This window comes from Pseudopedobacter sp., assembly GCF_040392825.1.
GTDB lineage: Bacteria > Bacteroidota > Bacteroidia > Sphingobacteriales > Sphingobacteriaceae > Pseudopedobacter.
Genome location: NZ_JBEBVH010000179.1, coordinates 1 through 8,609, shown reverse-complemented (window position 1 = coordinate 8,609; position 8,609 = coordinate 1). Strand labels below are relative to the sequence as shown.

Annotated in this window: 11 protein-coding genes; 5 read left to right on the top strand and 6 right to left on the bottom strand. The window is 39.3% G+C overall.

Annotation, left to right across the window (positions count from 1 at the left end):
• The 4 genes from chrA (ABWO41_RS12640) to ABWO41_RS12625 form a co-directional block, all read right to left on the bottom strand.
• The coding region (gene chrA / locus ABWO41_RS12640; RefSeq protein WP_353138441.1) for a chromate efflux transporter at positions 1-672 on the bottom strand (672 nt) is incomplete at its 3' end.
• Positions 600-1,130 (bottom strand): chromate efflux transporter, encoded by a 531-nt coding sequence (gene chrA, locus ABWO41_RS12635; RefSeq protein ID WP_353138438.1) that lies wholly within the window; start codon positions 1,128-1,130, stop codon positions 600-602. The genes chrA (ABWO41_RS12640) and chrA (ABWO41_RS12635), both read right to left, overlap by 73 nt.
• A 2-nt stretch (positions 1,131-1,132) precedes the next feature.
• Positions 1,133-1,645: a hypothetical protein gene (locus ABWO41_RS12630; protein WP_353138435.1), complete on the bottom strand. Its 513-nt coding sequence runs from the start codon at positions 1,643-1,645 to the stop codon at positions 1,133-1,135.
• 79 nt (positions 1,646-1,724) lie between these two features.
• Positions 1,725-2,564, bottom strand: coding sequence for a chromate resistance protein ChrB domain-containing protein (locus ABWO41_RS12625; RefSeq protein ID WP_353138432.1), 840 nt, complete (start codon positions 2,562-2,564; stop codon positions 1,725-1,727).
• 139 nt (positions 2,565-2,703) lie between these two features.
• On the opposite strand from ABWO41_RS12625, the gene ABWO41_RS12620 reads away from it, so the two are divergent.
• Positions 2,704-3,192 (top strand): DUF305 domain-containing protein, encoded by a 489-nt coding sequence (locus tag ABWO41_RS12620; RefSeq protein ID WP_353138429.1) that lies wholly within the window; start codon positions 2,704-2,706, stop codon positions 3,190-3,192.
• A gap of 90 nt (positions 3,193-3,282) precedes the next feature.
• Here the strand turns inward: ABWO41_RS12620 and ABWO41_RS12615 are convergent, their stop codons facing one another.
• Positions 3,283-3,894, bottom strand: a complete 612-nt coding sequence (locus tag ABWO41_RS12615; RefSeq protein WP_353138426.1) for a response regulator — start codon at positions 3,892-3,894, stop codon at positions 3,283-3,285.
• 4 nt (positions 3,895-3,898) lie between these two features.
• The gene (locus ABWO41_RS12610; RefSeq protein ID WP_353138423.1) at positions 3,899-5,806 is read right to left on the bottom strand and encodes an ATP-binding protein; all 1,908 of its coding nucleotides are present in this window, start codon (positions 5,804-5,806) and stop codon (positions 3,899-3,901) included.
• A gap of 186 nt (positions 5,807-5,992) precedes the next feature.
• Between ABWO41_RS12610 and ABWO41_RS12605 the strand changes: the two genes are divergently transcribed.
• The 4 genes from ABWO41_RS12605 to ABWO41_RS12590 all read left to right on the top strand — a co-directional run.
• A complete protein-coding gene (locus ABWO41_RS12605; protein ID WP_353138420.1) occupies positions 5,993-7,102 on the top strand; it encodes a hypothetical protein in 1,110 nt (369 codons plus the stop codon).
• An 85-nt stretch (positions 7,103-7,187) separates the two neighbouring features.
• On the top strand, positions 7,188-7,727 hold the full coding sequence (locus tag ABWO41_RS12600) for a hypothetical protein (RefSeq protein ID WP_353138417.1): 540 nt from the start codon (positions 7,188-7,190) through the stop codon (positions 7,725-7,727).
• Positions 7,728-7,752: 25 nt separating this feature from the next.
• Positions 7,753-8,037, top strand: coding sequence for an ATP-binding protein (locus ABWO41_RS12595; RefSeq protein ID WP_353138414.1), 285 nt, complete (start codon positions 7,753-7,755; stop codon positions 8,035-8,037).
• Between the two features lie 118 nt (positions 8,038-8,155).
• Positions 8,156-8,609, top strand: a 454-nt coding sequence (locus ABWO41_RS12590; protein ID WP_353138411.1) for an NHL repeat-containing protein, incomplete at its 3' end; no start/stop codon positions are given.

Below are 8,609 nucleotides of genomic sequence, written 5' to 3'. Positions count from 1 at the left end.
AAACGCGATGAGCTGCGGCTCTGTTATTTTCTTTATATAGATTAAAACCAGGCTGCTGGTTAGAGCGATAAGTGCGGTAGGCACATCAACAATAGAACGTGTTGCGATAACAATAACTGAAGCAACCAGTGCACCAATTACTGCTGCTGTTATACCATCTACAAAGGCTTTAATACTTGCGTTTTTGGCGATCTTTTTAAAGTAAGGAGCCAAAATAACGGTAAATAAAAAGCAAGGTAAAAAAGTAGCCAGGGCAGCAACGGCAGCGCCCGGAAAGCCGCTCATAAGGTAACCGATAAATCCAACGGTAATTACTACTGGTCCGGGTGTAACCATAGCTACCGCTACGGCATCAACAAACTGGTTTTCGTTTAGCCATTGATATTCGTTAACTACACCAGCATGAAGAAAGGGGACAATTGCCAGGCCACTGCCAAATACAAAAGCACCTGCTTTTAGAAAAAACAAACCGATTTCTTCCAGCGTATCTTTTGAGTAATTCCAAAATCCGGCATTACTAAAGAAGAGTATCGGCAACGCATTTGGTTTCTTTATCCAGGCCGGCGGTGCTTTTATAAGCATATATAGCAGTCCACATCCTATAAAGAGAGAGCTACTTCCTCCTGCTGTGTAATAACCGTCACCACCACAGCTATCAGATAAAATATCCATAACAGCCAATTGTCCTTAATATTAGCGAGGTTGAGCTTTCCGACGGATTTTAAAGTTAATTTGTAGGCACTGATGCTAATTATGCCAATCACTGCAGCACTTACGCCATAGAATATCTCATGCATCCAGGGTAGCCCACTATATAGTTGATAAACCACGCCCAATGTTACTACCATGATAAAGGACGGCAGTACAAACGCCAAACCGGCAAGCGTAGCACCAAGAAGACCATAATGGACAAAACCAATGTAAATTCCTAGCTGTGCAGCAAGTGGCCCGGGTGCAAGCTGTGCTAAAGCTACTCCTTCTTTGTATTCTTCTTCGCTTAGCCATTGTTTTTCTTCTACTAAATCTCTGTGCATATAACCTACTAAGGCTACGGGACCGCCAAAGCCCCAGGTACCGAGCTTCAGGAAATAGAGAGTGATGTCTTTTAATGTATATTTTTTATTTTTCATGGTCAGAAAGCAATTCCAAATTGAAAACCTATGGTGAAAGAAGTTGACTTATCGTTCCCGAAGCGAATGGGTAATGGCAGGGCAGCGAAGTAGCTGCAATTCTTGTTTTTAATTAAGGTTTTGTTTAGTACCGGCGTCAAGCCGTAACGTCCGGATGTTTCAAAAGCGACACGTCCCGCAAAAATGAAGCCGTCGCCCAGGGCCACAAGAACACCGGGGTGAAAAGTGAAATTAGCCATTTTACTACTGCCATCTTGAGCGCGAACTGATGGTACGAACTCTGCTGAAAACCCAATTTTTTGACTTTTCCAGAGATTGATGCCTGTAGGCATTCCCACTACATAGTGGCCATCAAAATTCGTGTCTGTAGTTGTGCTACTGTAGGTAACAATCGGATGCAGTATGCCGACGTAACCAGTAATCTTCGGATAACTTTGTACCGGCGTATTTTGCGCGTAACTATCGGCCACGGCCAAAAGCAGCATCAGTAATGATAAAAAACGGAAATATGTCATGAATTAAGCTTGTATTTTATGCAAGTTTATTCATGATTTTTATTGTAAAATTGTACGAATTTAACTACTAGTCTAATTTTTACTTTTTGACTGATTTTCGATAAACAGACGGACTTTGACCTGTGAATTTTTTAAAAATACGGTTGAAATGACTTTGGTCAGAAAAACCAGTAAGATAGCCGATTTCAGTCAAACTGTGTTTAGTTTTTTCGATGAGTTCACAAGCCCTTTCAATCCGCAGTTTACGCATATAATCACCAAAACTCAGATCGTCAAAGTATTTGGAGAACTCCCTTGATAAATATGCGGGATTTATCTCCAGTTCTTCAGATGCCTGTTGTAAGCTCAGGGTCATATTTGTGTCCAGTTGATCCTGAATCAGTTCTTTTAATGTTTTAGCCCATTCAGGTGTTTTCTTACCTTTTTCCTGTTTTAAGTACTGATGATAAACCTGCAATAACATTTGCTCAATAGGACCATCCTGCGAATGCTTCTTTTTAAATAGATGTGTTGCCCAACTGTATAGACCATCGTATATCATCATCCCCACATCCAGCAATTCTTTATCATCTTTGATATTGTACGCTAATCCTGAAAAAATAGCTTCCAGTCCGGCAGCTTGTGGCGCAAAATCATGTCGGTCGGTATCAGCACCACGAACGATGGTCGCAATACGGAACAAGGCAGGGTCCTTTAATTGATGCTTTTTGATAATATAATCGAAAGTGCACTGGTTATGATAGTGTGTATATTCTACTCCAGGCAAATCAAAAGGGATTGCGTCCAGTTTTTGTGCTTCTGTCAACACCTCCGTATACGGGACATAGATGATTTCAGCGTTCGGGTCTACAAAACGTTTAATAAGCCACGGGCAGGCAATACGGTCAATTTTAGGTCTATCGCGGGTAATCCATTTCATATGTCAAAAATATACTATTTGGTGTCTTTAACGATTCCAATCAGAGGATTCTTTTGGGGATATTGAAAACTATGGTTGCAAATCTATTGTTGTTAAATATGGGGAACAGCAAACTGAAAATCAACTTAATCCAGTTATCATGAAAAATATGGAGCATAACGAGGCGCAAAAGGAAACCAGTCACAAGAATCCTTATCAAAAATTACTGATGATGGCTTTGCTGTCTTTTATAGCCATGTATATTCTGATGTATTCTATGGTAGATCGTCTTGCAAACGTATATCCGAATATCAATCAATTCTATATGGCTATGTTAATGACTATGCCTATGATTATTATTGAACTTATTTTAATGAGTAAGATGTATGACAATAAAAAGTTGAATGCGAGCCTTATCGGAATATGTTCAATAGGCTTAATTATTTTCTTTTCATTAATTCAAGCTCAAGCTGCTGTTTCCGATAAGCAATTTCTAAAAGGAATGATTCCACACCATGCGGCAGCAATTTTAATGAGCGAGCAATCTAAATCTTCAGATCCCGAAATCCTAAAATTGCAACAGGAAATTATCTCCAGCCAGAAGGAAGAAATAAGGATCATGAAAGCAAAATTGAAATCTCTTGAATAGCTGATTAAGAGAATAGTCTATCTATATTAAGATTATTCCACAAATTGGCCATGCTGATAATAGGATTTAGATTTTTACCAAACAGTCCGCTTAGATAAGTTTTTTTTCGATGGCTATCTTTACCAATACGGCTGTGTTTTTTGCTCCCAGTTTTAACAAAAGGTTCTTTCGGTAACCTTTTATGGTTTCTGGGCTAAGAAAAATCTGATCAGCGATTTCACCATTGGTCAATCCTTCGGAAATCAGGCGAAGCAATACCCGTTCCCGGTCTGTGAGCCAGATATTTTTTTTTGAAGGCCTTTTCATAAGAAGATCAATTTCATGAGAGAGGAAAATCTTGCCTGCTGCAACAGCTTCTATTCCGGCTAATACTTCATCTGCCATAGCATTCTTGATAAGATAGCCGGAGGCCCCATTATCCAGCATCTGTCGTACGATGGCATATTCATTATGTGTGGTTAGGGCAAGGACCTTTATTTCCGGAAAATTTTCTTTTACTTCCCTGCAATAATCCAGACCACTCTCTTCGGGTAATCCCACGTCCAGTAACAAGACATCAGGTTTCCAGAATACAAGAGATTGCCGGCTTTCCGCTATACTGTTAGCCATGCCGACAACGGTACCCACACCAGAATCAGTAATAAGCCGACAGAGTCCTTCACTCAGAATTTTATGGTCATCCAAAATAGCTATTTTAATCATGTTGTTAGTTTTTTGTGAATTCCAGTTCCACATTTATTTCAGTTCCCTGGTTGGAGGTGTAGATGTTCATCTTACCGTTAAAGGCTTCTACCCGTTGCCGGATATTGCTCAGCCCCATACCTTCGGTTATCTTTTTCTTGTCAAATCCGATTCCGTTGTCCTGCACTGTAAAGGATAATCTGTCTTCTTCTTGCACAAGCTGTACATGAATACCGCTTGACCTTGCATGTTTCAGGGCATTGCTTACCAGCTCGTGTATACATCGATAGACCATGATTTCCATTTTTTCGGATAGCCGGGTCTCATTTCCAAAATAATGAAAATCTACTGAAGGGATCGCGTCACAGAAATCTGTAAGAGAGATTTTCAGTCCATAACGCAACAACGATTCGGGCATCATGTGATGCGCAACACGGCGCAGTTCCTGAATGGAATCATCAAGCATGGTTAATGCTTTATTGAAACGGGATACATCATTGATTTCCAGAACGGCGCCACCTTTCACTTGCGGCAGGTTAAACTTAACTACAGAAAGCATACTTCCCAACCCGTCATGCAGATCCCTGGCTAATCTTGTTCTTTCTGCTGCCTCCCCATCTAATGTCGCCTGTACCGCAACAAGTTGTTTTTCCTGTTCCAACCTGGAAGCTTTTTCTTCGGCGAGTTTTCGCTTATTCATGGCTAATCGATAGCGTATGATGCCAAATGCCAGTGCAAAAAGTAATAAGATACCTGAAGCAATGCCCAACCAGATATAAAGTTGTCTTTGTTTTTCCAATGCTGTTATTTTGAGTTCTTTCTTTTCGGTTTCGTATTTTACGACCATTTCTGAAAGGGAGTGTTGATAGGAATTATTGGCATAGCGGTCCAAAACCTCACGGTAGCTTTTCAGATACTGTTCGGTAAGTTCGGGATGTCCGAGGTACGCATTTGCCTGGATCAGATTTGCATAGGCATTCATGGCAATGTTAGCATCGGTAGTATCCGTATTTAAACTCTCCAATGCATTTTCTGCTGCTCGGGTATAATCGTCCCGAAAAAAATAAATATTAGAAATGTCGATCAATGCATGTGCAGTCAGGTTGGGGAATCCGAGATTTTTGGTTTTTTGTAAAGCTTTTTGGGCCATGGGCAGCGCTGCCTGAGGGTCACCATAATAATAATGTACCCTCGATAGCATCTGTAAAGCGGAAGCTTCATTAAAACTGTCATTTATATTCTTGCTAATCTGCAGTGCTTTTTCTGCATATTGTAGGGGTTCTTTCTTTGTTTTATTTTGATGCAGAGAGATGTCGCTGAGGGATATGTATATATTAGCCAGCGATGCTTGATTATCTTCCTCTATTGCAAGTTGTTCCGCTTTTTTAAAGTAGACCAATGCAGGAGGATAGTTTTTCAATATCTGATAAATGCCGCCTATATTGGAATATACACTGCAAAGTCCCTTCATGTCGTTTTTTTCTTCCAGTATTTTTGCAGCATTCAGGTAACTTTCTAATGATTTGTTATACAGACTCTGTACCTGGTATATTGCGCCATACGTTACTGCAATGACAGCCTCTGATCTGTAATCCTGCTGTTGCCGGGCAAGAGGTAAAGCCTTTTCCAGATACAGGCTAGCAGTATCGTAAATACCGCCCCGATAGTAACTTGCGCTTATATTTGAATAGAATTTGAGAACACTTTTTTCGTCGTTATTTTTCTCTGCCAGTTCTAATCCCAGTTTGTTATAGGTTATCGATTTAAGAAAATTTAAATCTCTATAGGCTTTTGCCAGGGAATCATATATTTTAATCTTGTCTGCTATGTTATGTGTATTCTTGTTCAATTCCCTTTCTAATGAATCTATGGACTGTGCAGAGCCGATTAAAGGCAACCAAAGTAAAATCATTAACATAGATCTTTTAATCATACTGTTTTGACTATTTAGTTTATAAGGTAAAGATAGTTGTATCCACACCTGAATAAAAACCCCCTTTGGGGGGTATTATAGGAAATGTCACTCATATAACTTTGCTTTCATCAAATGAACAAAAGAGGCACTCGTACCTGCTTGCTTCTTCATTCAGACAAAATCGTAAACTATAAAATAAAAATTATGAAAACAACAATTAGAAAAATGATATGGCTATGCTTTATTGCAATTGCCTTTGTTTCCTGCTCAAAAGATGAGGATAACAATCCCGCAAAGCCCATTGCCGCCTGTGAAATTATTACGGTGTCGGGAACTATAGATCAGCCCACCGTATGGAAAGAAGGTTTTGTGTATGTAATAAACGGTTCTGATTTAACCATAAAATCTGAGTTGATTATTGAACCCGGTGTAAATGTGAAGGTCAAAGATGCAAGAATCTCTGTAGTTGGGGGTAAAATTCTAGCTAAAGGAAGATCAGATAAGCGTATTGTATTTACGTCATTGGCAGATGACCGTTATTGTGGTGACACTAATGCTGACGGTAAGGCTAGTCAGCCTGCAAAAGGCGATTGGGTGGAGATTTCTCTGAATGGTACTACTGAGACTATATTTCAGTATGTTGATATTTTTTATGCGGGAAAGAGTAGTGGAGGAAACAGTAATGCTGTTGATATTTCAGGCCCCAATTCAGTTTCGTTTACGTTTGACAATTGCCGGATTGCACATACGTTTTACCAAAATACTTCGTATGATAGGTCTTGTGCATTTTACGGAAGCTCTTATATGAAAGATGCGACAGTAAGTAAATTTAGCAATAATGCATTTTATGATAATGGGAAACCTATTTATTTCAGTTCCTTTTATAATTTAGATCCAAGTAATGTATTTCACAATCCGGATGAACCTTCACAAAAAAATACATACAATGGTATTTACATGAATTTTACAGGTAGCCCTTCGGGATCAACAGTTAACTGGAACAATACAGAAGTACCTTATGTTTTGGATCAATACTGCCAAGTTTATGATCCGGCAACGATTAATATAGGGCCTAATGTGGTAGTGAAGTTCCAGCGTACTACGGCAGGGCTCCAAAGAGCATATCCTCATAATATTAATCTTCACGCCACTGCAATTCTAACTTCTTATAAAGACGATGTAAATGGTGGTGATACCAATGGTGATGGAAACAGTTCTTCACCTTTAAAGGGTGATTGGGAAGGACTGTTTAACTATTATAGTGGAAATTATCATTATGAGCAGGGGCCTAATATCCTGTATGCTGAAAATTGATTTTATAAAAAACAACAGGGCGTCTGATTCACGGGCGTTCCTGTTTTTATGAACTTATCGAATAGTATTACAAACAACTTTAAAAATGAAAAAAACAATCTTTACACTGGCGGTAATTTTTATCACTATGGCTGTCCAGGCGCAGCAATTTCAAAAAGGAACTACTATGACTAATGTTGGAATAGGACTGGGGACAACTTTGGGAGGACTTGGAAACGAGCGTCCGGCAATCAGTGCATCGGCCGACTATGGGGTGTGGGACATTAATGGTCCCGGAGTGATTAGTTTAGGCGGTTATGTGGGGAATACAGGGTATAAATATATGAGTGGTAATTATACATATAAGTGGAACTATTTTGTTCTTGGAGCTCGCAGTGCTTACCATTATAATGGCTTTACGTCTGTCCCCAAATTGGACGTATACGGAGGAGCGATGCTAGGTTATAATATTGTGAAATATTCTTCAGATGGAGATGATATGGTGATAGCAGACAATTATGGCAGTGGAATGGGATTATCGGTTTTTTTAGGAGGAAGGTGGTTTTTTAGTGATAATATCGGGGCTTACGCAGAACTCGGTTATGGAGTGTCTGTACTAAATGCCGGAGTCACCGTTAAGTTCTGATTTTTCAAATAGTTTTATTGAACGTATGCTGTTGTTATCATTCTTTATTCTCATGAGCATTTCGGCGATACAGTCTGAAAGAGATAAAATTCGTTTTTCAGTTGTTGATACAGGCCAGGGAATAGAGTCTCAATATTTGTCCAGAATTTTCGAACGCTATTTTCGTGTACCGGGTAGTAAAAAAGAAGGAACGGGCTTAGGACTTAGCATAAGTAAGGAATTTATAGAGGCTATGGGAGGAGAGATAGCTGTTGTGAGCGAATACGGTGCGGGTAGTACTTTTTCTTTCTTATTGAAAGCGGGAAAATAAACTAAATAGTTATCGGTTCAGACAAGTACTAGAGTATTTAAATCATACGATGGGGCTTTCAGCGCCACTCAAAATTTATTTTTTTGCTATATTGTCCTATCTAACTTATATACTATTTATGAAAGAATCTCTATTAGCCCTAATCAGGGGGCTGCTTTTCGTTTTATTCGCCATTTTTATAATTCCAGAAAAGTTGTACAGCCAGTGGACAAACGGGCAGGATGCAGATCTTGTTTACGGGCAAAATAACTATACAAACACTGCTCAGGGAATCGAGCTTAATCAGCTCAAAACCCCATCGCATATGGTAGTAAGTGCTACAACAGGAAAAGTATTTATAGCTGATTATGGGAATAACCGTATTTTACGTTTTGGCAATTATAACAGTTACACCAATGGTGCTGCTGCAGAGTTAGAAATTACTACAGTAAGTGGCACTACAATTAATCCCATTGCATTATATCTTGATGCGGGTGATCATCTGTGGATTGTAGACTTTTTTAAAAGCAGAGTCTTACGCGTAAGCAACGCATCTACATTAAGCAATGCTATAGCAGATAAAATATTGGGAC

Coding starts and splice junctions, on each gene's coding strand:
- chrA (WP_353138438.1), bottom strand. CDS start 1,130: ATGAAAAATAAAAAATATACATTAAAAGACATCACTCTCTATTTCCTG.
- ABWO41_RS12630 (WP_353138435.1), bottom strand. CDS start 1,645: ATGACATATTTCCGTTTTTTATCATTACTGATGCTGCTTTTGGCCGTG.
- ABWO41_RS12625 (WP_353138432.1), bottom strand. CDS start 2,564: ATGAAATGGATTACCCGCGATAGACCTAAAATTGACCGTATTGCCTGC.
- ABWO41_RS12620 (WP_353138429.1), top strand. CDS start 2,704: ATGAAAAATATGGAGCATAACGAGGCGCAAAAGGAAACCAGTCACAAG.
- ABWO41_RS12615 (WP_353138426.1), bottom strand. CDS start 3,894: ATGATTAAAATAGCTATTTTGGATGACCATAAAATTCTGAGTGAAGGA.
- ABWO41_RS12610 (WP_353138423.1), bottom strand. CDS start 5,806: ATGATTAAAAGATCTATGTTAATGATTTTACTTTGGTTGCCTTTAATC.
- ABWO41_RS12605 (WP_353138420.1), top strand. CDS start 5,993: ATGAAAACAACAATTAGAAAAATGATATGGCTATGCTTTATTGCAATT.
- ABWO41_RS12600 (WP_353138417.1), top strand. CDS start 7,188: ATGAAAAAAACAATCTTTACACTGGCGGTAATTTTTATCACTATGGCT.
- ABWO41_RS12595 (WP_353138414.1), top strand. CDS start 7,753: ATGCTGTTGTTATCATTCTTTATTCTCATGAGCATTTCGGCGATACAG.